This is a genomic window from Ectothiorhodospiraceae bacterium BW-2 (assembly GCA_008375315.1).
GTDB lineage: Bacteria > Pseudomonadota > Gammaproteobacteria > Thiohalomonadales > Thiohalomonadaceae > BW-2.
Genome location: CP032507.1, coordinates 1,415,001 through 1,437,022, shown reverse-complemented (window position 1 = coordinate 1,437,022; position 22,022 = coordinate 1,415,001). Strand labels below are relative to the sequence as shown.

Below are 22,022 nucleotides of genomic sequence, written 5' to 3'. Positions count from 1 at the left end.
GGGGGGGCTCTGCCGGCGTTAGGAGGTATAACAAGATGTTACCCCGCATAGTCATCATTGCCTTACTATTTGGTGCGGCTCTGCCGCTACTGGCGCGAACCACAGCCGATCACAGCAAATTTGAGGAGCTGCAACGCCCCTTTCAAACCGGCCCGGAGGTGACGGCTGCCTGTCTGCAGTGCCACACTGAAGCGGCCACGCAACTGCACCAGACATCGCACTGGACATGGGCCTTTGATAACCCCGTGACAGGTCAGGCGCTGGGCAAGAAAAATGTCATTAACAACTTTTGTGTCGCCACAGCGACTAACTGGCCCCGCTGTACTAGCTGCCATATCGGCTATGGCTGGAAGGATGAGAGTTTTGATCTTAGCTCAGAACAGCGGGTTGACTGTTTAGTCTGCCACGATACTACCGGTGAGTATAAGAAATTCCCCACCGGTGCCGGTCACCCTAACTATACTCCCATGGAGTGGCCCCCTAAATCGGGCAAGATTAGACAACCACCCGATCTGGCAAAGATCGCCCAGCGCGTCGGTCAACCGAACCGAAGCAACTGCGGTAGTTGCCACTTTTATGGCGGTGGCGGTGATGGGGTGAAACATGGCCACCTCGACTCTTCGCTACACCATCCCAATCGACAGACCGATATCCACATGGATGAGGCGGGGCTAAATTTTAAGTGTCAAACCTGTCACACCACTGGCGGCCATGAGATCGCCGGTAGCCGTTATGTCACTAAAGCGGCAGATAGTCGCGGTCAGGTGAGGCCAGGTGATGAGGATCAGGTGCTCGCTAGCTGCGAGTCGTGCCATAGTAGCGAGCCGCATGAGGCGGCGAGTGCCGAGCAGCTCAATCAACATACCGATAGAGTCGCCTGTGTAACCTGCCATATCCCCCGCTATGCCCGAGGGGGGAAAAAGACCAAAATGTGGTGGGACTGGTCTAGTGCCGGTAGAAAGGGCGAGGATGGTAAGCCGTTAATGATTAAAGATAGTGAGGGGTATGCCACTTACGATTTTAAGAAGGGGGAGTTTGTGTGGGAGGAGAATGTGACTCCCGAATACTACTGGTTTGATGGTGACATTCGCTATACGCTACTCGGTGAGACAATCGATCCTGAGGGGGTGGTGCCGATTAACCGCATTCAGGGGAGCTATCGTGATCCAAACTCCCGTATCTGGCCCTTTAAGGTGATGCGCGGTAAGCAGCCCTACGATGCGAAGCAGAATATTTTGGCGATTCCGCACCTGTTTGGTAAAGATGAGAGCGCCTATTGGAAAAATTTCGATTGGGATAGGGCGTTACAGGCGGGGTTGCTGGCTCGGGGGCAGGTGTATAGCGGTGAGTATGGTTTTGTCGAAACTGAATATTTCTGGCCGGTGACCCACATGGTCGCGACGAAAGAGGAGGCGTTAAGTTGCGACAGTTGTCATCGCCAAAATGGGCGATTACAGAGTGTCGGTGGCTTCTATCTGCCGGGAAGAGATCGTAATGAGACGCTCGATTTTATCGGTTGGCTTATGGTTTTCGGAACGCTCGGTGGTGTCACGCTGCACGGTATCGGCCGTCTGGTGGCTAGACGAAGAGGGGGTAGATAGGATGGCTGAAGTGGTGATGTATAAGCGTTTTGAGCGCGTTTGGCACTGGACGCAGGCGTTTTTAATTCTCTCGCTACTGGTGACGGGGTTTGACCCATCTTTCGTCAAATCCGACCAAAATCCCCAAAATATATCGGGAACCCGATATGCGATTTTAATTAAATCAATTACTTGAGTTTTGAAAATAAATCGTAGTGCCATAATGTGACGGATAGGCTTGCAATCCCCCATTTTGCAGCTACACTGTCAGTATGTATATTCGTCGCACTACGATTAAAAGCCACGGCTCCGGTGAGCCCTACTTCACCTATCGACTGGTGGAATCCACCCGTGTGGCCGGCAAGGTCAAGCAACAGACCCTGCTCAATTTGGGTCGCCACTTTAGTGTAGAGTCGGCGCAATGGCCGCTTCTGACCGCCCGCATTGAGCAACTGTTGAACGCACAGGGCGATTTTCTCACCCTGGCACTGCCAACCGCCCTGGAGCAGACCGCCCAGCAGTTGAGCAACAAACTACAGCAAACCGGTTACGGCGAACCGTTACCGCCGCACACCTGGCAATCGGTCGATATGGACTCTCTGGAGCTAAGCCGGCCTCGTCAGGTTGGCATTGAACAGTTGGCTCTGCATGCGCTGCAACAGCTGAAACTGATTGATAAACTGCAAGAGCTTGGCTTTAACCGTCATGAACTGGCCGCAGCCATTGGCAATATCGTTGGGCGCATGGCTTCTCCTGCCAGCGAGTGGGCCACCTATCACTGGCTCCAGCAGCAGAGTGGACTGGGCGAGCTCATCGGTTATGACTTTGACGCCATGGGGCATGATCGCCTCTATCAAGCCAGCGACCTGCTCTGGAAACACAAAGCGGCACTGGAGGCCCATCTCTGGCAGCGGGAGCAGACGCTTTTCGATCTGAAGGAGACTATCGCCCTCTATGACTTGACCAATACCTTCTTTGAAGGAGCGCCCGACTCCGAACTGGCACAGCGTGGGCGCTCCAAGGAGCGGCGCAGTGACTGCCCGCTCGTTACCCTCGGTCTGGTACTCGATAGCAGTGGCTTTCCGCGCTGTTCACGCCACTTTGCCGGTAATGTCAGCGAACCCTCCACCCTGGAGGGTCTGCTCACTGAGCTGGAAGCCTCGCCACACAGTACTGTTATTATGGATGCCGGCATTGCCAGTGAGAAGAATCTACAGTGGCTGAAAGGTGCCGGTTACCACTATATTGTCGTGAGCCGTCAACCCCATCGAGAGTTTGATGAGACCCAGGCCACGCTGATCAAAGAGAGCCCCGGCAATTGCGTACGCGCGCAGCGGGTTGAGGATGGCGAGCGGGGGGAAGTCAAACTCTACTGCCACTCCGAAGCGCGAGAACTGAAAGAGCAGGCGATTCTGGATAGCATTGCGCAACGCTTTGAAGCGGGGTTAACCGCCCTTAATGAGGGACTATCTAAACCCCGTTGCACCAAAAGCAGCGAGAAAATCCATGAGCGGATTGGTCGGCTCAAACAGAAGTATTCCCGTGCAGCCGCCCGCTATACCATTAGCGTCAGCGAACAAGAGGGCAAAGCCACGGCCATCACCTGGTCTCTCAACGATGCCGCCGACTCAGCGGCCAGCCATCCCGGCGTCTACTGTCTGCGCACCGATTTACTCGATTGGGATGCTGCCAAGCTGTGGCAGACCTATATCCTGCTCACCGACCTCGAAGCGGTCTTTCGCAGCCTGAAAAGCGAACTGGGGATGCGCCCCGTCTATCACCATACAGCCGATCGCCTCGAGGGCCACCTCTTCATCACCCTGCTCGGTTACCATCTCGTGCATACGCTGCGACATCAACTCAAAGCACACGACATTCATGCGAGCTGGACATCCCTGCGACAGCTGTTTGCCAATCGTCAGCGGGTGAGTGTCACCGTCAAGCGTGAAGATAATCGCACCATTCATCTGCGCAAAACCACCCGCATCGAACCCCATCAACGTCCAGTTCTGGATGCGCTGGGACTCGACTATTCGGTCCATCCGACAAAGATGACGCTGATCTAAATTCGGCTCAGTCAACACGCGTTCTGCATTCTGCATCGTGAAAAATCATAGATGTAGTGCCATACTACCCATTGAATTCGTCTCAACTATTTGATTTTTTGCACTATTCGATCTAGCAAATCGAAAGATGGGTTGAGATCCATGGTAGTTGGAGCCTGTTCGGCTTTGAGCGGGCGACGGCACTGCACACCTACTTTGCTTGGGCGTTAATTGGGGTCTGGGTGTTTGCTATCTTCTGGCATCTGACGACAGGGGAGTGGCGTCAATATCTCCCCTCTAGTTCTAACTCAGTGCTAGCGATGGTGAAATACTATACCTTCGATATTTTTGTCGGTGGCGGGCATCCGTTCCATAAGACGCGGCAACACAAATTTAATCCACTGCAGCGACTGGCCTATCTCTCGCTGCATCTGTTTATGGCACCGCTTATCTGGTTGAGTGGCTGGTTCTATCTCTTCTATAGCCGCTGGGATATCTACGCCCACACCGGCATCCCTTTAGAGTGGATTGCGCTAGCGCATACGGCTGGAGCGTTTCTGATCTTGACCTTTCTTATCGCCCACCTCTATCTAGCGCTGGCGATGGGAGAGAGACCGTTAGGTCATCTAAAGGCGATGATAACCGGTCGGGAGGAGGAGCGGTAGGTGCTACGACTTGTACCAGTAGCGCCGTAGCCGCTCATAGACCTTATTTGGGTAGCGGTTGCTGCCGTAGCTACCGTTGTAGCGGGCTAACGCTGGCGTTAGTTGGCCCTGCTCAATATCGAGATAGTGGCGCAGAATGGTACAGCCGAAGCGTAGGTTGGTTTCTATTTGAAATAGGTTATCGTAGGGGCGATTGAGCTCCTCCAGCCAAAACGGCATAATCTGCATCAGCCCGCGGGCACCGACGCGGGAGATGGCGAAGCGATCAAACAGACTTTCGGTATGAATGACTGCTAAGACTAGCTCCGGCTCCAACTTAGCTAGGTGGGCCTCTTGCCAGACATAGCGTAAAATTTCGCTGCGCTCTTTTGGATCTTTAACATAGTGTCGTAGGCGGTGATCGTAGTCGGTTAACCACACCTGTAGATCGTACTCATCGACCCCCGCCGCCTGTTGTGATAGTGCTCTGGAGAGGGCGCTTTTTAGGGCCGGATCGAGGCTGGGGCTATTGGTCTCTGATGGCAGCGCCGCAGATGAGATCAGCAGCGCTAGCCACCACAGCAGTGTTAGCAGCGGAGGGGGGCTACTGGATTCGCTGTTGCAGCTCTGCCACCACTTCATTGAGCGGTACCTCTTCTGTCACACCACTACGGCGCACTTTAATCTCTACGCGACCATGTTTGAGCCCCCGCTCACCGATGATGAGTTGATAGGGGATGCCGATAAGCTCCATATCGGCAAACGAGACGCCAGCTCGCTCATTGCGATCATCGAGGAGTACCTGTAGGCCGCTGTCGCTGAGCTGTTGATAGAGCTGCTCGGCGACCTCTTTGACTCGCTCCGACTTGGCCATATTCATCGGCACAATAGCGATATTGAAGGGGGCGAGGGTGTCGGTCCAGATGATGCCGCGCTCATCGTGGTTCTGTTCAATCGCTGCGGCGACAATACGGGTAACGCCGATACCGTAGCAGCCCATGCTCATAAAGGTGGCCTTGCCGTGTTGATCGAGGACGGTGGCCCCCATAGCGCGGCTATACTTCTCTCCGAGCTGGAAGATGTGGCCTACTTCAATGCCGTGTTTAATGGTTAATGTTCCCATGCCATCGGGGCTTCTATCGCCTTCGACGACATTGCGGAGATCGACCGTTTCGGGCAGTGGCAGATCGCGCTCCCAGCAGACATTGCCGTGGTGCTTCCCGTCGCTATTCGCGCCGCAGATGAAGTGGTTTATCGTCGCGGCGGCGTGATCGATATAGAGCGGCAGGGGGAGAGCTACGGGGCCGATGGAGCCGAGATGGCAGCCGATGGCGTTAACGACCTCCTCATCACTCGCTAGCGTTAGCGGGCTATAAACCCCGGCTAGTTTGGTCGCTTTAACCTCGTTCAGCTCATGATCTCCCCGTAGCACTAGGGCGACTAGCCCCTCTGCCGCGCCACTCTCATTGGCACCGTGAACAATGAGGGTTTTGACCATTTTATCGGCGCTAGTGTCGAGAAAGTGGCAGATATCGGCGACTGTTTTGACATTCGGGGTCTCTACCGTATGCATTGGGGTGTGGGGGGGTTCGGGCGACTGTTCGGGTCGTAGCGCTTCGGCCTTTTCGATATTGGCAGCATAGTCGCTGTGGCTAGAGAAGGCGATCGCATCTTCGCCTGAGTCGGCGAGCACATGAAACTCATGCGAGCCACTGCCGCCAATCGCACCGGTATCGGCTAGGACGGCGCGATACTCTAACCCTAAGCGGTCAAAGATGGCGCTATAGGCGTGGTACATATCGCTGTAGCCCTCTTTTAGCGACTCCTCATCGATATGGAACGAGTAGGCATCTTTCATAATAAATTCACGAGCACGCATGACACCGAAGCGGGGGCGAACCTCATCACGAAATTTGGTCTGAATTTGGTAGAAGTTGGCCGGTAGCTGTTTATAGCTGCGAACCTCGCGCCGCACTATGTCGGTAATAATCTCTTCATGGGTCGGACCAAAGGCAAAATCGCGTAAGTGGCGATCTTGAAAGCGCAGTAGTTCCGGACCAAACTGATCCCAGCGCCCCGACTCCTGCCACAACTCCGCCGGTTGAACGGCCGGCATCAGCACCTCTTGAGCGCCCGCTCGATCCATCTCTTCCCGCACGACCCGTTCGACATTACGCATCACGCGCAGCCCTAAGGGTAGCCAGCTATAGAGTCCGAGGGCTAGTTTACGAATCATGCCGGCTCGTAGCATGAGCTGATGGCTAATAACTTCAGCGTCAGCAGGGGTCTCCTTAACGGTTGCTAAAAGCAGTTGGGAGGCTCGCATGGTGATAAAACTCCTGTTAGGTAAATAGGTGATAGGGTAGAGCTGGTTTCGGTCTAATCTTCTGCTATCGGTTGAGTAGCCACCCTAGCCGACTCATTAGCTCTGCCGCCAGTTCGGGCCGTTGTGACGGTAGCTGCTGCCAGTCAGGGTGCTGTTGTAGCGCCTCAATTTCGGCGGTTAGCCCCTTTTTGTCAAGGGTATTGCGCACTAAATAGCGGTAGCCGCTATCTAAAAGTTGAAGCTGTAGCCGCTGCATGGCGGTCATTGGGGGGGTGTAGGGCTGAAGGGTAAGCGCTGTCACCGTCTGTGGTAATAGTGCCGCAAGGGGCGCGGTGGGTTGGCTCTGAAACTGCTCTGGATAGAGAAGTGAGAGCGAGAGGTAGTTGGTTAGGGTGCGAATCACTGCTGGGCTGTTATAGCCCCCTCCCGCCTCTAGCCACTGGGTGAGCAGTGGTAGCGAATGGGCCATTGTGGTCGCCATTTGTGGCAACATCTTGGCGCTCTCGTAGGCTAGGGCGAGTTGTTGTTGCGACTTGAGCATAAACTCTAGTCGCCCCTGCTCGTTCCAGGCAAAGTCACTGCTACGCCCGTCTAGCTGCTGTAGTAGCGCTAGCCGCTGCTGTTGATAGTCGATCTGCTGTTTGGGATCGGGACTGAGGTTGGCGAGCAGTCCTAGGGCTAAGAGTTGCAGTCGCTGTGGTTCAAAACGCACGAGGCGAGTGGTAGAGGCCGCGAGCGGTTGTAGTTGTTGGGCCGCTGTCAATAGCTGCTCTAGTGAGGCTATCGCTCTATCGGGCTGGTTAAGGTGGTAGTGGGCGTAACCTAAGCCTAGCAGCGCTTTGGTGCGATTGGTCGCCTCTAGCTCATGCTGTGCTAGGAGTTGCTGGTAGCGCTCGGCGGCTTGGGGGTAGTGGCCCGCCTGTAGGGCGTAAAAAGCGGCCCGTTCGGCAAAGGCGGTCAGTTCGGGGAGGTTGGCCTGTTGTGCGAGTTGCCAAGCGCGATCGGCCGTGGCTGTCGCTTGTGGCAGGGCGTTGTAGTAGAAGAGTGCTCGCGACTGCTGCCATAGTAACCACGCTTCGCTGGTGCTATCGCTAAATGGTAGTGCGGCTCGGCGGCTATAGAAGTCGCTAGCTAGTCCGTAGTTACCGACACTAAAGTGGAGTTGTCCTAGGTTGGTGAGTATGGCCGCTTCGATGCGAACATTGTCATAGGCCTGATCTAGTGCCAGCATATAGTGGTAGTGGGCCTTTTGATAGAGCTCTTTATCGTAGCGATAGCCAGCCATCTTTTGTTGTAGCTGGCGTTGATAGAGGTAGCCGAGCAGTAGATCTCGTAGCGATGGATTGAGGCCGACGGGGCGTAGCCCCTCTAATAGCGTGAGCGCCTGCTGTAGCGTCTCTGGGCGCTGTTGTGGGTCGTTGAGTAGTCGCTGTAGCGCTTCAACATAGCGCTGATTGACCCCTAATAGGGCTTCGCGATTGAGGATCTCATACGCCTGTTGTAGCCGCTGTTGTAGCAGCGGCTCGCCACTGAGTCCTAACACAATATATTGGTAGTGGGCTTCGAGATCGTTGGTTTGGCGAATCGCGCTATAGAAGGTATTGGCGGCTTGGAGGGCATCGCCTTCGGATAGGAGGCCGTACCCTTTGTTGACGGTAATGATCGAATACTGTTCGGCGATATCGACAAAGGCCATTTCGCTCACATGGGCGATGGTGAGCCAGTGGCGCGACATCAGCTCCATGAGCTGAAACTGTTCCGCTTCACCGAGGATCTGAATCGCTCGAATATGGGCGATGCGGCGAATCGACTGCTCCGCTTTATACTTTTTGAGCCGTTTGGAGAGTTCGGCAAAGAGGAGTCGTTGGGTCGATAGCTCCTCTGCTTGTACCATTGCCAGCAGATCGATTTCGTTTAAAAATAGGTCCAGTAGTACCGGCTCTTGTAGCTGCGAGAGCGAGGCTTGTAACTGCTGCTCACGCAGCAGCGGGTCGGGTTCAGTGCGGCTAAGAAGCCGTAGGTAGTGAAAGGCGTAGAAGAGGCGTGACTCTAACTCAATATGGCGGTTGAAGCTAGCATTGAGCAAAATCGGGAGTAGCTGTTGCGGCTTATCGGCTAAGATCGCTCGATTGAGTTCGGTGGCCAGATAGAACTCTAGTGGCAGTAGTTTGGCCTCAGCTCCTGCTATGTTGGCTAGATTCTCTGCGGCGATGCGGTTATCGCCTAAGAGGTGGGCAAACCAGGCGGAAAAAATCTCCTGCGTCAGTCGTGGCCCCTGTAGCTGCTGCTGCCAGGTGGCAATTTGGCGTCGAAAGCGGGGGGTAATCACCGCAGGGGGCTGCTGCTCTTTGGCGGCTCGGGCCTGTAGTAGTCGCTGTAGGTTGGTGTAGAACTCGGCGAGTCGCGGTTGTTGAGAGATCTGATAGTGGTGGTGTAGTTGGGCGACATAGTAGTCGGCGGCGCTAAATTCGCCAATCTCTAGGTGGTGGCTCAGTAGCCGCTCTAGCATGGTGGCGGTGCGCTCATCGGTTAGGCGGTAGCGCAGGGTGTTGAGCAGTAGCAGTCGATCTTCGTGGCTGCGGGCGTTTTGGTGCGACTCCCATAGCTGCTCTCGACTCCAGCTAGCTGGGACTTGGCCACTGAGGGGGAGGGTATAGATATCGAGCGAGCCCTCATAGGCGCAGGTGACATAGAGTCGCGTCTCGGTCGGTGCGGGAAAGTTGCAGCTCTGGCCGACGGAGATGAGCTGTTCGGGGAGGAGTTTAGCGTCGTTAGCGGCGACGAGCTGCGCTAGCGGTAGCCGAAAGACGACGCTATTGTCGTTGCCATCAATATATTGATCCGCGCTGGTGTCGTTTAGATAGTGACCGAAGTAGAGGTAGCGATTATCGGCGCTAAAGCGGGCGTAGCTGCTTAAACCGGGTAGATCGAGCGACAGCGGGCCGGTTTCGGTACCGGTTTGGCGATCTAGCAGGTAGAGGCCGCTCGCTTCGCCTCCTACATGGTACACCAGATAGCGGCCATCACTACTAGCGGTTGGTGCCGCTATCGAGCCGCGGCGCACCACCTCTTTTTGGCTGCCATCGATCGCTTGGACGATGAGTTCGACACCCGTGGTCATCATCGTCCGGCTAAGGTAGCCAATGTGGTTGTGATTGAGCCAAAACGGGGTCTCATCGCGACTGTTAACCTCGGTGAGACAGTGAAACTGACCGCCCTCATGGAGCGGATAGAGGCAGATATCACCTTGGGCATCGCGGCGAAAGCTGGTCAGCGCTAGCCAGCGGCCATCGGGCGATAGTGCGGGGTCTTTGGCGTCGTGATCGGCCTCTAACAGCCGTTCGGCTTGGCCGCTATTGAGCTGTTGGCGATAGATTTGGGAGATTTGGTTCTCGTTACGGGTAAAAAATAGCTGGCCATTTTGACTATCGAGCGTCGCCTGATAGTTATCGGAGGGGCCGACCGTCACCTTTTCAGGAGGGGCGAGGCGGTTATTGCGCCAGTCGGTGGCTGTGTGGGCGGCTGTGAGCGGTAGTAGCAGCGTGGTGAGTAGCAGCGCGGGGGAGAGTCTCATCGGCTACTCTCCTGCGCTTGGGCTATCAGAGGCGGCGGTCGCTGGGTACTCGCCGTTCAGTACCCGAAAGGCGCGTTGCTGGCGTCCACTGGTATCGATCTGGCTGAGGGGGACGGGGCCGGTGTGGAGATCGTGACGCAGCCGCTGCTCAATTTGAGGCCACTCGCCGGCCGCCTCCGACTCCATCACTGTATGGCGATCGACTAAAACCACCTCGACTGTGGGGGCGATACTACAGCCGCCAGAGAGTAGGGTGATAAGCAGTAGCGAGCTAAATAGAAGCGGGGAACGGGGCGAATAGATCATGGCAGTTACTCCAGAGGCAGTTTATCGAGTTGGTTCAGGGCTTCGCCGCCAAAGCGCTGAATAATCGGCGATAGCGGTAGGCCACGAACAGTTAAGGGTTTAGAGAGCAGTGAGATAGCGACGGTGAGATTCAGTAGGCCGCGCTCCATCTCAATCGCGACCCACTGGGGGTGGGCTAGGCCAAGAGCGCTACGAATCTGGCCTATCTGGCTATCTTCGTGGTTAGGATCGATCACATCCAGTAGCTGCAGTAGTTGAGTACGGGTGATATCACTAATATCGACTCTACCCTCTAGTAGCCGTTGAGCCAGATTAAACTCCAGTGCGGTGCGGGCGCTAATCGGGGCCGCCTCGCGCTCGCCCGTCTTTAAGAGTTGGCGTAGATCGACTTGGGTAATTCGGCTCAGGAGTCCGATGGACCAGCTCCCCGGTGCGGCGTCGAGATAGAGCTGTCCGGCGACATGGCCACCGAGCAGTTTGAGGTTAAACTGCTGTAGTCGAAGCAGATTCTGCTCTACTGTCATCGTTGTCTGTAGCGGCCCGAGGGTTAGCTCACCGAGCGATAGTGTATCGAGTTGCACCGCCTCTCCGCTATCGAGGTAGGGCTCTATGCGCTCAAAATCGACCCGCTGGAAGGGATCGGGGTTGAGTAGATAGCCAAACTGAACCCCACCATCGTCACTTAAGCGCAGCTCCTCGGTAATGGCAATGGCGCCATTTAGATTCTCTAGGGCTAGCGCGCTGCTCTGTAGCGACAGGCGGTTAAAGTGGAGTGTGCCCTCTAGCGAGAGCTGGTTATCGGCCAGCGTCACCTGCCACGGCAGGCTCAATGAACCGTTACCAGAGAGTGTTAGCGGATCTTTAATCAACTCTGGGCGCAGCCGTACGCTGGTCTCGCCATTGACGACGGCACGACTGCCATCGAGTTTAGCGCTACCCTCTAGCCGCTGGGTGAACCAGTGATTACCTAGGGAGAGCTGTAGCGAGTCGAGAGTTGCGCTCTGCTGCGAGTCATCTAGCTCTGCGACGAGTGAGAGGGTGAGTGGGGCGATGAGTGGGGTCAGATCGAGGGGGGCTTGATCGGGTCGATAGAGGGCGATGAGCTCGCCATCGAGACCTAAGGTGATTGTCGCGCCGGTTGGGGTCAGGCCGTGATTGGTCGTCAGCTCCAGCGGTAGTTGCAGCGACTCCAGTATGAGCTGTTTTGGCAGTGTCAGGGCACCGAGAGTCAAGCGCCCTTTCAGTGTCGCTTGCTGTTCGCTCCAGCTAAGATTGTGCTCAAATTGCAGTGGCCGTGGGAGTGCTACTAGTGCCTTAGGGGTGAGTTGCCATTGGCTAAGTGAGCCTTTGAAAGAGAGCTCGGCAGCTAGCTCAGAGAGATCGAGTTCGGGGGTTAGCGCCACCACGCTATCGGCCGGATGGGTGGCGACCATGGAGAGTTGGGTCTCTAAGTTGATGCCGCCGAGCTGCTGTAGGGGGGCGAGTTCGGCCAGATAGCGCTGCCAGGCGGGATCGGCGTGTAGCTGCCAGCTTGAGGTGAAGATGGCCAGTTGGGGCCGGTTGGTGAGTTGTAGCTGATAGTCGAGTAGTGGCTGCTGATTAAGCTGAAACTGGCCGCGACTGTTAATAAGCCTCAGTTCAGGGTCGAGATCACCACTGAGTTGTAACGAAAAGGGGAGCGGTTGTCGCAGCGGGGTGTGGTGTACTCCTGCGCTGCTGAGTCTCAGATCGATATTGTCTCGCCCCTCTAAGCGGGCAAAGATAAGCGCCCCTTGCAGGGGGTGGGTGAGGGTCAGTCCTTGCCGTTCGGGGGGGGCGCTCTGGGTGAGAGTGAAGCCGATATCGCTCTCTAACGGCCACTCTGAGAGAGTTGCGAAATCGGCCTGTTGTAGTGAGGGCTGCCGATGGTGTAGCTGCACGATGCCAGCGAGTTGTAGCTCGGTAGTGCCTAAAGTGCGAATAATCTCAGCCTGGGGAAGGAGGTTGGCCAGCGATTGCGGTAGCTGTAGTGTTAGCTGCGGTTCGATGCGGCTGGTTTGGGGCTCATCGGTTAGGTTCAGATCTAGCTGGAGCAGTTCGTTCTGGTTTAGCTGCAAGTGGGTATTGAGTTGATTAAAGTAGCGATTAGGGTGGCTTTTGAGCGCGATAGTGTGGGTGATGTCGATAGGATCGGGGGTGTAGGGGGAGGCGAGCTGTTGCAGTTGTAGGGTGGTCGTGAGGGTGGCGTTATCCTCTGTTAGGGTGGCGTCGAGTTGCCACTGCTGCTCGGCGATGCTTACTTGTAGCGGTTGTGGCGCAGCGGCGTAGTCGAACTCTAGCTGTCGATTAGTGAGCTGTTGCGATAGCTGTAGTTGTAGTTGTTGGTGATCAAAGGTCGCTGCGGCAGGGAGGCTGGCCGCTAGTTGGAGTTGTAGTGCCGGTTCGGTAGTTAGGTGAAGCTGTCCGGCTTGGTGCAGCGCTAGCTGCTCTAAAGTCAGTTCGCCCTCTAGTTGGGCGTTGATATCGGGCCAGAGCGCTGTCGCTGTGGTGGCAGCCGTGCTGCGGGAGGAGAGGGTGAGATCGAGCTTAGGCGCGGTGAGGGTCAGTTGGTTCTCCTCTGCCTGTAACACTATGTGTGGCAGAGTTAGCTGCTGCTCTAGGCCGAACCCGAGCGAGGCAGAGGCGGGGTGGTGTAGATCGGCAATGTCACCGCTAATGGTGCTGCTTAACTGATGCTCTAGGGCGGTAGTGAGTTTAAGGTGGTTGTCGGACTGCAGCAGTTGCAGGGTATCGAGTGTGAGCTGATGCTCGGCCTGGAGCTGTAGTTGCAGCGGTAGGGGTGCCTGCGGTTGTAGCGCACCGTGCTCATTTAGCGCGATTTTGATCTGGCTATCGAGCTGGAGGGAGAGCTGTTGGCTAAGTGTCGCGTTTAGAGTTAGGCTATCTCTGCTCTCAAGTGCCAATTGAAGCTGTTGCAGTCGGTGGGTTAGCTGTAGTTGTGGGCTGAGGGTTAGCGGCTGTTGTGGCGAAAAGGGCTCTGATTGCAGTAGCAGTGCTAAGGTGAGCTGCCAGTTATCGAAATCGAGGTTAACTCTCCGCTCCGAAAGCTGCTGAGTGAGTGCGGTTTCTCCACTACCGACGGTGAGGGTGAACGGATTAAGTTGTAGCTGCCACTGGGCGTTTTGATCTTGTTGTAGTTGCCAGCTAAGTTGAGTGGCGAGGTGGGGGTGGCTCTGGAGTGACACTCCCGTCTGGGTCAGCGTAAACGCCGCCTCTGGTGAGGCGATGCCGGTTAGCGACAGCGCCATCTCGCCACTGAATAGCCCTTTAACCCACTCGGCGGCTGCCGTCGCGTCGAGACGCCCCTGAATTGTCATCTCCTGTTCGGGGTTAAATAGCACCAGATCGAGATCAATCGGGGTCAGTGTAAGCTCTCGTAGCGTGATATCGACCGGTGGTTCGGCGAGTAGCACTCCTAGTTGCGCTAGCGATAGTGGCTCTGAGGGGGGCGGCTCCTCCTCGGGTATCTCAGCTGGTGTTGGCAGTGGCAGTCGCCCCTGTAGAGTGAGGCCGGTGAGCTGTAGAGTCTCGATAAATAGCCGTTTTTGTTGCAGTAGTTGTATGAGATCATAACGAAGCAGCAGTCGCTCTAAGGTGAAATTAATCTCTCCTTGGGGGTGATCTTGGCGTATGGCGCGAACTCCCGCTAGCTCTAGTTCGCCATAGAGGTTAAGTCGCAGTCGCTCGACTGTGAGGTCAATACCGCTCTGCTCTTTAATGAGCGGTTGCAGCGTGGGCACTAGCCGCTCCTCCAGCAGGGAGGAGCGTAGCCCCCAGTAGAGTCCGGCGATGAGGAGTGAGGCCAGCAGTAGCAGTAGCAGTAGCAGGCGCAGACTCCAACGGAGCAGGGTAAGCATCGGTTTAAACGGCTAGCTTAGTGTGGGGGGTTAGTTGTTTTGGGCGCCTGAGTTAATCCACTGTGTTAGATCGGAGATAAATTGCGGGTTATTGGCTTGGGAGACATTGTTTTGGGAGTGAAGATTGTAGGCGGTAGCACAACCGATAGTCTCTGTCATAAGGGTACTGTCATTTTCGCTTAAAGCCGCAAGGAGAGTCGATTCGGTCGTTGAGTTCGGTCTAATGAAGGGGAGAGTCGCGGAGCAGTTTGCGGTGATTAACCATGTTGGATAGTCATTGAGAGCGGTTTTATCCACTAAGCTGTTATAAAACTTATCTTTGTCGCTTAAGTCGGGGCCATTAAGCTCTGTACCTTGGGGGCCATGACAAAAGGCACAGTCTGCTAGGTTATAGCTATCCCAAAGCTGGGTTAGAGTCGTTGCCGTCTGCGTGCCGCCATCAACTAGATTGTTAGGGGGCGGGCTCTCCTCCTCTGATCCCCCACAGCTAATGAGCAGGGTAGGGATAGACAGTAGAAGCAGGGCTTTTAGGGATAATGTCATTCGGGATTCTCCTCGGTTCGCTGGCTTAGCGTCAATGTTGGGTCGAAGCGTACCGTTACCATACCGCTGAATGCCTCTTGGTGATAGACCTCTAGTCGAAAAAGTTTGCCATCTCTGTCGAGTGAGAAGCGGTGATCGATCTGCTCGTAGAGGATAGGGATCTCAACTTCGTTATCGATTCCGGGCTGTTGCCAGCCGATAAAGTTGATGCGATAGGGGGAGGGGGCGCTGATCTTAAGCTGCTGTTCGACCACCACTTCAGTCCCCGTCAAGGCAGAGGTTGGCCTGCCATCAATTTCGAGCTGTAGCGTGACTGGGCGCTGGCTGTAGTCGAAAAATTGTGGCTTCAGTTGGGTGAGTCTCCGATTGCCGTAGTTAATCTGCCAGCTATCGCCGCGATTAACTACCGCAAGTAGCGGGTTGTTGCTCTGCCAAGTGGGTAGGGTGTGGGTCGGGAGTGGGAAGTAGTTGAGCTGGGAGCGGATATTCTCTAACGGTAGCTGTAGTCGATCGGGCAGGGTGAGTTGCAGCGGTGGGTTGAGAGCCTGCTCGATAGCCGTCGTGGTGAGACTAAACGGCAGGTGTAGATCCATTCCGATCTCTCTCAAATAGTGGCTTAGCATCTGTAGATGGTAATAGACCCGCTCTGCGGTAGAGAGTGTTTTGCTCGCCTCCAGCGCTAGTGCCGGTTTGTGGTGGCGAATGGCGAAGTAGGTTAGGCTCTTCTCCATCTCAATATCGCCATCGCGGGTGCGGGTATTTTTGAGGTGGAGACGGTGGTTAGGGTGGAGTAGCTGCTGATTGACTTGGGCGAGGGTGCGCGTTGCTAGCTCTTCTAACGCTCCCCAGCGGCTATTGGCTAACTGCTGTTGATCGATAATCATCGCCTGGCCCCAGCGGTGGGGGTTGTGCTGACTATCTTGGTAGTTGGGACGGTAGAAGCCGCTACCATCGTGCATATTGATGACAATATCGACCGCGGGTGAGGTGATTAGCTCCTGAATCTGTTTAACGGCGTGGTAGTCGGGATCGTGGGGGGAGACGGCGTAAAATTTACGATTTAAGTCACCATGTAGGCCGCGAGCGCTGTGGAGAATGCTGGCAAAGTTGAGGTTGGGGACTACCCATAGCTCGCCGTTTTGCAATTTAGCGTGGGTAACGAGTAGCGTGGCGGCGTGAAAGCCGCCCGGCTCATCGCCCTGTATGCCACCGATAATCAGTACGGTCGGGCCTGGCTTAGCGCTATGAAGTCGGTGCAGGCTGAATTCAGGGTGTGAGGCGTGTAACAGCGCCGGCGCGATTAGTATGGCGCAGCAGAGCCAGTGAAGCGGGAAGAGTCTGCACATGGTCTGCTGCTGCGAGGTGGAGTAATTAACGGTAGAGGAGGGTCGTGGCGCAGCGTGGAGCGGCGTAGGTATAGGTCGTGGTGGTGGGGAGTACCTGATAATAGGCCGGAGTCACCGTAGAGTAGGTCGTGGTGCCGCAGCTATAGCCGCTACAACCATAGCTTACTGGGGCGACATAGGTGACACTGGAGCCACAGGGGGTCGTGGTGCAGTTACTAACCACCCGAACCGGTTGGCAGTAGCTGCCGCTACAGTGGCTGATAACTGTTTGAGCATTAAGCGTGGTTAGGGGTACTATGGCCGCTAGTAGAGCGAAGTGTCGTTGTGTTCTATAGTGATGCATGGTTAAATCCTCATTAAAACAAGTTTTGGGATGCGCAGAAGGTTAGCGCGAGGGGAATATTACACCACTCTTGCAGCCGTATGCTACACCCATATCCAACAAGATGAGTAAGAGGGATGAAACAGAGCCTATTGGTGGTTGGCGGGAATGATCCAAGTGGCGCGGCGGGTATTGCTGCTGATATCGAAACTATTAGCCACTACCGACTGCAGCCGCTGCCGGTCGTTAGTGCCCTGACGGTACAGAATACGGTCAATGTGGCTCGGGTTGAGCCGGTGGCACCTGATCTGCTGCAGCAGCAGATTGAGGCGATCTATCACGATATGGCGATTGCCGGAGTGAAGCTAGGGCTACTCGGTTCGGTCGCTAATGTTGCGGTGGTGCGATTTTGGTTGGAGCGTGTGCGAGGTTCTCCTGTGGTACTCGATCCGGTGCTGCGTGCCGGTGGAGGGGGGGAGTTAGCTGGAGAAGAGCTCGCTGAAGCGCTATTAACGCTGCTGCCGTATGTCACCCTATTAACGCCTAATGTGAGTGAGTGTTGCCGTTTAGGTGGTTCATCCGATGTGCCCCTCGCCGCGAAGAGTCTGATCGATAGGGGGGCGACGGCGGTATTGGTCACCGGAACCGATAGCTCTACGGGTGAGAGTGTTGTTCATCGCCTCTTTCGGGCCAATGGCGCAGAGCGGCAGTGGTCTTGCCGTCGTCTGCCGGGGGTCTATCACGGCTCTGGTTGTACCTTTGCTTCAGCGATTGCGGCTCGGCTAGTGCTAGGTGATAGCCTAAACGATGCAATCGATGAGGCACAGCGTTTTACTTGGCAGGCGCTGCGACAGGGAGAGCAGCTAGGGCAGTCTCAGTACCATCCGCAGCGGTGTGGTGGTGGTTAGCGGCGGCGTATTTTAGCGGCAGCCATTGCCCAGCGACGGGAGCCGGTTTCGGGATCGGTTCTAATCTTCTGCCGAATCGATACCCCTTCTCGTAGCTCTTTGATAATGAGCTGGGTGCGGTTACCGACAATTTTGTTTTGTGGCTGTAGTTTGCCATAGACCACTAGGCGGGCGTCGTCACCTACGGCATGAATCCGTTGGCGAATCACTTTGAGTTCATACTGTTTCGTTTCGAGCTGTTTTTGCTCGTTATCAATGCGCTGTTGTAGCGTCTCGACCCAGTCGTCGAGCTTTTTCTGTTCGCGGTTTAGCCGTTTTAGCTCGCCCTCGTTCCGTTCATCTTGTCGTTTGAGGACATTAAGTCGCTGTTGTAACCGTTCAGCCTCCATGTCGGCTTGGGGGAGCTGTGACAGTTTTTGCTCAATCTCGGTGATCTCTTGCCGTTGTAGCTCAATATTGAGTGCTAGTTTGCCTAAATTTTCACTCCCTATCTGCTGAGAGGCGAGGGCTTCGGTTATATCTTGGTGTAGCTGCGTTAGTTTGGGCTTTATTTTTTTTATCTCCCCCTCTTTATGTTCTAGCTCCTCCGTTAGCCGCTCGCAGGTGCCGATATTGATGGTGGAGGGGGAGGCCCCCTTTTCTCCTCCTAGCTGGCCGAGTTGGGTGTCGCCACAGCTGGAGATGGTGGACTCAAAAATGGTCGCTTTTTTGGCTAGTAGATCGCCACCACACTTTAGTTTCGAACGAAATAGTTCGCGCTCAATAACCACATTGCCATCGACTTCGAGGGTGGCGTTGTGAATGTAGCGGGCACGGAGACTGCCGCCACACTTGATGCGGGCACCGATGATACCGCCTAAGATGACAATATCTCCGGTGATTTCGACATAGGCTTTGCGAATCTCGCCGGCGGAGAGTCGGCCACCGATGACCTGAAAGTCGTCCTCAATAATGCCACCGACAATAATGGCGCCAGAAAAATCGACATGGCCAGTCTGGTAGCCGATATTACCGTTATATTTCTGTTCGGCCAGTACATAGAGTGAGCCGGTGCTGGTGATCATGGGAATGCCGCTATGTTGGGCGTAGGCCTCGTTGTTGTCGCGGCTGAGTTCGACCCCCATGGCGGTGATGAGGTAGGCCTCTTCGGCTTTGGGGGGGGGGATAGGTTCGCCTCTGACGGTTCGACCCGGGCGGCCAGGGGTGGCCGGTAGGCGTCGGGCGAGCAGATCGCCCTTTTTGACTTCGGGGATATCGCCTCGATCCCGAAAATCGATAGCTCCCCCCTCTTTCAGTGTGCCGACACGGACAGGATCGGTATCGAAGTGGTACTCAATGGTGCCGGCTGAGCCGGGAGTCGGTTCGCTCTGGGTGGCGATGGTCCAGCTACCGCTACTGCCCGACTCACCACTGAGGTAGTTTTTAAGTTGCTCTTGGCTGATAAGACCGTGTACCACCCCCTCTTTTGTTAGCAGTGCCTCTAGCTGCTGTAGGGCCTCATCACTATTATCGGGGCGGTAGAGTTCGAGTAGGGCGTAAGCGTGATCTTTGCTGACTTTGACATCAAAGGCGGGGCGATTTTCGTTGCTGCTGTCTCTCTGCGTGGTCTGAGCGGTTGTGACACCGGCACCGCTGCGCTGCTTTTGTAGTAGTATCTTTCTCTGCGCCTCGGTGAGGAGTTTTTCGGTGACCATTAAGTGATTTAAGCGCTGTAGTCGCCCTTGGCTGCGTAGCTCTTTTTGTTGCTGTAGTAGCTGCTGTAGCTGCTGGCGAGAGATCAAGCCGGAGCGGAGCGCTAAGGTAGCGAAGTGACGATCCTCCTGTTCGACCTGATAGAGTTTAAACCGCTTCTGTAGCTGGGTCAGTTGGTGGTTATTGAGGAGTTGCTGCTGTTCGAGATAGTGGATGAGGGTGGAGAACTCACTCTGTTGGGGATAAGCAGCCGCGATCTGCTGCTGTTGCTCTGGTGAGAGCAGTTGCAGCTTGGTGGCCAGTGAGAGCAGCTGCTGTTCTTGTTGACTAAGTTCTGGCATGAATTATATAGATCACTAAAGCGTAGAGAGTTGGCCGAGTAGAGCGGGGAAGCATATAGTTCTGTTGTCGGAAATGCAATGGTTTCAAACGGAGCCTACTTGCCAACGGTTAAAGTAGCGGTTTAAGCTGCTCTAAATCGGAGGCTGAGAGGCGGTAAACGGGAATGGTTGCCCGTAGCTCATCTCCTTGTGGATCGCGAATCTGTAGCTGCTCTCGCTGTTCGAGCGGGGCAGCGGCTGCCATCTGGGCTAAGCGTAGCCAGATTACCAGCTCCTCTAGCCCCGCTTCGATGGGAAGAGCGCTAGCTAGTGTCGCTAGCGATTGGGAGCCGTGCTGCTGTAGCTGCTGCTGTAGGCGGTGGGCAATCTGATCCATGCGTATGGGGTGAAGGTGGCGCAGCATCGCCTCACTGGCCTGCTCTAACGGGGGGGTGAGTTCCCAGCTCTCACTGTTAAAGCGCGGCTGTGGCTGTTTAAGTTGCAGTGAGTTAGCTGAGCGGCACTCCACCGAACCGGTGGGGAGTGAGAGGGTAGTGAGTTGGCTTGGGGAGAGTTTGTGCTGTTGTAGCTGTAGTGCTTTGCGTTCTAGTTCTCCTAGCAGTCGATCAATCTGGCGGTTTTCGAGATAGCTGCCGCGTTCAATAAATTGGCGCAACCCCTCCTCTGTTTTACGGCGAATTTGAAACACCCGTTCACTTTCGCGGTTAAGTTCGCGTACTAGACGCCCTAAAAAGCGGCGCTGATCGGAGCGTAGGTGGTCGGCGGCCGAGATATTAAGTAGCTGGCGTAGCTCCTCTCGTAGTTCGGTGGTGCGTGGTATATCGCACAGTAGTTGAAAGAAGGCGTTAAAGGCTCGCCCAGCGCTGCTCTGGTGGAGTTGCTGCTCTTTTTGTAGCAGGGTATCGACAATCTCTCCCCGACCGGCTGAGACCATTTCGATGCGAAGTTGGTGGTTAAGTTGCCGAATCTCCTCCTCTACGCGGCGAAAATCGCCGCTTAATTCTAGTGCTAGCTGGTAGATCTCCTGTAGCCGTTCAAACTGTTCCGCGTCGGGCATCGGCTCAATTTCGCCCTCTCTAACTCGGTCAATATCGTGCTGTAGCTGCTGCTGCCGCTGCTGGAGTCGCTGCAGCCGCTGTTCGGGACTCGCACCGGTGGCAAAGGCTAGTTCGCTGACTCTATCTTGTAGTAGTCGAAGGCGGGAGGCGGTGGTACGGCTCTGGCGCTGCTCTAGGCTCTGCACAAAACGGAGCGCCACTTCAGCACTATCGGTTAACACTAGGTGGTCATTGTGCTCCCTTAACCAGCCGTGCTGAATCCACTGTCTGAGATAGGCCGAGGCGCTCTCTTGTAGCGATAACCCCTCTTGACGCCACAGCAGCAGTTCACTCTCTAGGGCCGTTCGAGCTTGTGCATAGGGGAGTTCGCTCTGGCCATCAAACAGATCTGCAATAAAGGCGAGCAGTAGCGGACCGTTTTCGGCCGCGAGAAGCCTCCAGCTCAAATTCTCACCGCGCAGACTCCGAAAGCGGGCCTGTAGCTGCCGCATCGACATCAGGTGGCTTTGACTCTGGTTTTAGTTGAGGTAGGGGCGGGGAGAGGATGCTGTAGCACCACTACCTCTATGTGGCAGACCGACTCTAGTGTTAGCGCCGCTTTGGTGAGCCGTTGTAGCTGCTCCTCGGTGAGGGGCTCGATAAAGCAGCACTCTAGTTCGAGCTGTCCATTAATATAGTGGAACTGAAAGCGGTGTAGTAGCTGCCACAGCTGGGGATCATTGAGCTCTTCTCTTAGTTGGTGTTCGATTTGTGGCCGTTGTGGGCTCTCATCGTAGTTGACTTTGATACTGTCATCATCTTCTGGATCGATATGAACCAGCACATCGCTAACCTCATCGAACTGTTCCAGCACCTGCTGGCGAACCTGCAGGCCGATAAAGTGGCCTTCGGAGACACTGATGTGGGAGCCGACTTGGACATGGAGATCGATTAACGCCTTACCACCCATCATGCGGGAGCGCAACTCATGGACTTTGACCACTCCGGGAACAGCGCGAACCGTGGCGATAATCTTTTTAACCTCCCCCTTCTCTAGCGCTCGGTCAACCAGCTCATTGATGCTCTCTTTGCCTAGCTCAAAGCCAATTTTTACAATCATTAGGGCGACGATAATCGCAGCGATGGCATCGAGCACGCCATAGCCGAGCATCGTTCCTGCGACGCCAATAATGACCACGATGGAGGAGATAGCGTCGCTGCGGGCGTGCCAAGCGTTGGCCTTTAACATGGGGGAGTGAATCTTATTAGCTAGGCGCATGGTGTAGTGGAACAGCCACTCTTTAGAGAGTACCGAGAGGGAGGCTATCACTATAGCCATGACTCCGGGAGAGGGACCGGTTTCGCTCTGGAGTCGCTCTACCGCCTCCCAAGCGATCCCTAGACCCACGGCAATAAGAACGGTACCTAGTATTACCGTCGCCAAGGTTTCAAATCGTTCATG

The 22,022-nt window shown here is 55.3% G+C and carries 15 protein-coding genes and 1 pseudogene (1 of these 16 only partly in view); 5 read left to right on the top strand and 11 right to left on the bottom strand.

Annotated features, from left to right (window positions below):
• The first annotated feature begins 35 nt into the window (after positions 1–35).
• From D5085_06845 to D5085_06830, 4 genes and pseudogenes are all read left to right on the top strand, one after another.
• Positions 36–1,601 carry a tetrathionate reductase family octaheme c-type cytochrome gene (locus D5085_06845; protein QEP42867.1) on the top strand — a complete coding sequence of 522 codons (1,566 nt, stop codon included), beginning with the start codon at positions 36–38 and terminating at the stop codon, positions 1,599–1,601.
• A 1-nt stretch (position 1,602) separates the two neighbouring features.
• Positions 1,603–1,692, top strand: a pseudogene (locus D5085_06840) (cytochrome B).
• A 160-nt stretch (positions 1,693–1,852) separates the two neighbouring features.
• Positions 1,853–3,646: an IS1634 family transposase gene (locus tag D5085_06835; GenBank protein QEP42866.1), complete on the top strand. Its 1,794-nt coding sequence runs from the start codon at positions 1,853–1,855 to the stop codon at positions 3,644–3,646.
• A 119-nt stretch (positions 3,647–3,765) separates the two neighbouring features.
• The gene (locus D5085_06830; protein QEP42865.1) at positions 3,766–4,290 is read left to right on the top strand and encodes a cytochrome B; all 525 of its coding nucleotides are present in this window, start codon (positions 3,766–3,768) and stop codon (positions 4,288–4,290) included.
• Between the two features lie 3 nt (positions 4,291–4,293).
• On the opposite strand, the gene D5085_06825 is transcribed toward D5085_06830, so the two are convergent.
• The 8 genes from D5085_06825 to D5085_06790 form a co-directional block, all read right to left on the bottom strand.
• On the bottom strand, positions 4,294–4,911 hold the full coding sequence (locus D5085_06825) for a lytic transglycosylase domain-containing protein (GenBank protein ID QEP42864.1): 618 nt from the start codon (positions 4,909–4,911) through the stop codon (positions 4,294–4,296).
• Positions 4,874–6,595 carry a proline--tRNA ligase gene (locus D5085_06820; GenBank protein QEP42863.1) on the bottom strand — a complete coding sequence of 574 codons (1,722 nt, stop codon included), beginning with the start codon at positions 6,593–6,595 and terminating at the stop codon, positions 4,874–4,876. The genes D5085_06825 and D5085_06820 overlap by 38 nt, the downstream gene beginning before the upstream one ends.
• 64 nt (positions 6,596–6,659) lie before the next feature.
• A complete protein-coding gene (locus tag D5085_06815; GenBank protein QEP42862.1) occupies positions 6,660–10,169 on the bottom strand; it encodes a hypothetical protein in 3,510 nt (1,169 codons plus the stop codon).
• A 3-nt stretch (positions 10,170–10,172) separates the two neighbouring features.
• Positions 10,173–10,475 carry a hypothetical protein gene (locus tag D5085_06810; GenBank protein ID QEP42861.1) on the bottom strand — a complete coding sequence of 101 codons (303 nt, stop codon included), beginning with the start codon at positions 10,473–10,475 and terminating at the stop codon, positions 10,173–10,175.
• A 5-nt stretch (positions 10,476–10,480) separates the two neighbouring features.
• Entirely contained in the window at positions 10,481–14,371 is a 3,891-nt protein-coding gene (locus D5085_06805) for a hypothetical protein (protein ID QEP42860.1), read from the bottom strand.
• Between the two features lie 30 nt (positions 14,372–14,401).
• Positions 14,402–14,914, bottom strand: a complete 513-nt coding sequence (locus D5085_06800) for a hypothetical protein (GenBank protein QEP42859.1) — start codon at positions 14,912–14,914, stop codon at positions 14,402–14,404.
• Positions 14,911–16,260 carry a deacylase gene (locus tag D5085_06795; GenBank protein ID QEP42858.1) on the bottom strand — a complete coding sequence of 450 codons (1,350 nt, stop codon included), beginning with the start codon at positions 16,258–16,260 and terminating at the stop codon, positions 14,911–14,913. Before D5085_06795 ends, D5085_06800 begins: the two co-directional genes overlap by 4 nt.
• Before the next feature lie 25 nt (positions 16,261–16,285).
• Positions 16,286–16,603: a hypothetical protein gene (locus D5085_06790; GenBank protein QEP42857.1), complete on the bottom strand. Its 318-nt coding sequence runs from the start codon at positions 16,601–16,603 to the stop codon at positions 16,286–16,288.
• 116 nt (positions 16,604–16,719) lie between these two features.
• Between D5085_06790 and D5085_06785 the strand changes: the two genes are divergently transcribed.
• Positions 16,720–17,490 carry a hydroxymethylpyrimidine/phosphomethylpyrimidine kinase gene (locus tag D5085_06785; GenBank protein ID QEP42856.1) on the top strand — a complete coding sequence of 257 codons (771 nt, stop codon included), beginning with the start codon at positions 16,720–16,722 and terminating at the stop codon, positions 17,488–17,490.
• On the opposite strand, the gene D5085_06780 is transcribed toward D5085_06785, so the two are convergent.
• The 3 genes from D5085_06780 to D5085_06770 form a co-directional block, all read right to left on the bottom strand.
• Positions 17,487–19,523 carry a DUF342 domain-containing protein gene (locus tag D5085_06780; protein QEP42855.1) on the bottom strand — a complete coding sequence of 679 codons (2,037 nt, stop codon included), beginning with the start codon at positions 19,521–19,523 and terminating at the stop codon, positions 17,487–17,489. The genes D5085_06785 and D5085_06780 overlap by 4 nt on opposite strands.
• A 109-nt stretch (positions 19,524–19,632) precedes the next feature.
• Entirely contained in the window at positions 19,633–21,078 is a 1,446-nt protein-coding gene (locus D5085_06775) for a DUF3375 domain-containing protein (GenBank protein ID QEP42854.1), read from the bottom strand.
• A protein-coding gene (locus D5085_06770) for a cation transporter (GenBank protein QEP42853.1) crosses the window boundary here: on the bottom strand, positions 21,078–22,022 show its 3' portion. 261 nt of this gene lie beyond the right edge of the window; 945 of the gene's 1,206 nt are visible here — the last part of the coding sequence; its start codon lies off the right edge, out of view; it ends in the stop codon at positions 21,078–21,080. Before D5085_06770 ends, D5085_06775 begins: the two co-directional genes overlap by 1 nt.

Excerpts from the sequence above, each read along its gene's own strand:
- D5085_06845 (QEP42867.1), top strand. The coding sequence starts at position 36 with ATGTTACCCCGCATAGTCATCATTGCCTTACTATTTGGTGCGGCTCTG.
- D5085_06835 (QEP42866.1), top strand. The coding sequence starts at position 1,853 with ATGTATATTCGTCGCACTACGATTAAAAGCCACGGCTCCGGTGAGCCC.
- D5085_06825 (QEP42864.1), bottom strand. The coding sequence starts at position 4,911 with ATGAAGTGGTGGCAGAGCTGCAACAGCGAATCCAGTAGCCCCCCTCCG.
- D5085_06820 (QEP42863.1), bottom strand. The coding sequence starts at position 6,595 with ATGCGAGCCTCCCAACTGCTTTTAGCAACCGTTAAGGAGACCCCTGCT.
- D5085_06815 (QEP42862.1), bottom strand. The coding sequence starts at position 10,169 with ATGAGACTCTCCCCCGCGCTGCTACTCACCACGCTGCTACTACCGCTC.
- D5085_06810 (QEP42861.1), bottom strand. The coding sequence starts at position 10,475 with ATGATCTATTCGCCCCGTTCCCCGCTTCTATTTAGCTCGCTACTGCTT.
- D5085_06805 (QEP42860.1), bottom strand. The coding sequence starts at position 14,371 with ATGCTTACCCTGCTCCGTTGGAGTCTGCGCCTGCTACTGCTACTGCTA.
- D5085_06800 (QEP42859.1), bottom strand. The coding sequence starts at position 14,914 with ATGACATTATCCCTAAAAGCCCTGCTTCTACTGTCTATCCCTACCCTG.
- D5085_06795 (QEP42858.1), bottom strand. The coding sequence starts at position 16,260 with ATGTGCAGACTCTTCCCGCTTCACTGGCTCTGCTGCGCCATACTAATC.
- D5085_06790 (QEP42857.1), bottom strand. The coding sequence starts at position 16,603 with ATGCATCACTATAGAACACAACGACACTTCGCTCTACTAGCGGCCATA.
- D5085_06785 (QEP42856.1), top strand. The coding sequence starts at position 16,720 with ATGAAACAGAGCCTATTGGTGGTTGGCGGGAATGATCCAAGTGGCGCG.
- D5085_06780 (QEP42855.1), bottom strand. The coding sequence starts at position 19,523 with ATGCCAGAACTTAGTCAACAAGAACAGCAGCTGCTCTCACTGGCCACC.
- D5085_06775 (QEP42854.1), bottom strand. The coding sequence starts at position 21,078 with ATGTCGATGCGGCAGCTACAGGCCCGCTTTCGGAGTCTGCGCGGTGAG.